Below are 723 nucleotides of genomic sequence, written 5' to 3' on the forward strand. Positions count from 1 at the left end.
TCATCAATATATATAAGACAATCTAGCAGTGCTAATTGTGTTTCACTTAGTTCTCCATAAGCCACTGTCTTTCACCTCACTTATCCCATCATATGTGTCAATATAAATATACTTTATTCCATATTTGACAACATCCTCATCCATGTTTAAGGTACCGTTTCCCCATTCTATTTCATCAAATCTATCATCATGAATTATTACCATTTTTAACTCTCCAAATAATTTAGCTTCCTCCATCTTTTCTGCTATTTTCTTTAAGCTCTCTTCTATACTCTTTTCTTTTGCTTCACTTTCTTTTACTAGTACTGTTGTAAACGAATAATAATCTTTATCTTTCTCATATATTTCACTTAACTTAGTATCTTTATTTAAGTTTTCTGAAAATACAATTCCTCTTCTAGTATCTGTATATACTTTAAAATCTTTATATATCTCTTTTACAAATTCTCCTATTGCTTTCTCATATTCATCTTTTATAATTACTGCAAAATATCCATCGGATAAATCATAGGTTCCATCATCTCTTAAGAAAAATCTTATTGCAAATGAATCTTTTTCTTTATCTCCTCCTTTAGGATAAGCATAAAATCTATCATAATTTTGACCCCAATCTTTTCCTATCCTTAAATAAACTATAAATTCTTCGTTATATTTTTCTTTTAAATAGTTTTCTACTATTTCCTTCTTTTCTTCTGCAGTATAACTTCTTTTATTTGTATTTGA

At 27.5% G+C, this 723-nt stretch carries 1 protein-coding gene; it reads right to left on the minus strand.

Going from position 1 to position 723, the window contains the following annotated elements:
• Positions 1-42: 42 nt before the first annotated feature.
• The coding region (locus tag OM90_RS13095; protein WP_207643873.1) for a hypothetical protein at positions 43-723 on the minus strand (681 nt) is incomplete at its 5' end.

This window comes from Defluviitalea phaphyphila, from assembly GCF_001466305.1.
Classification (GTDB): Bacteria; Bacillota; Clostridia; order Lachnospirales; family Defluviitaleaceae; genus Defluviitalea_A; species Defluviitalea_A phaphyphila.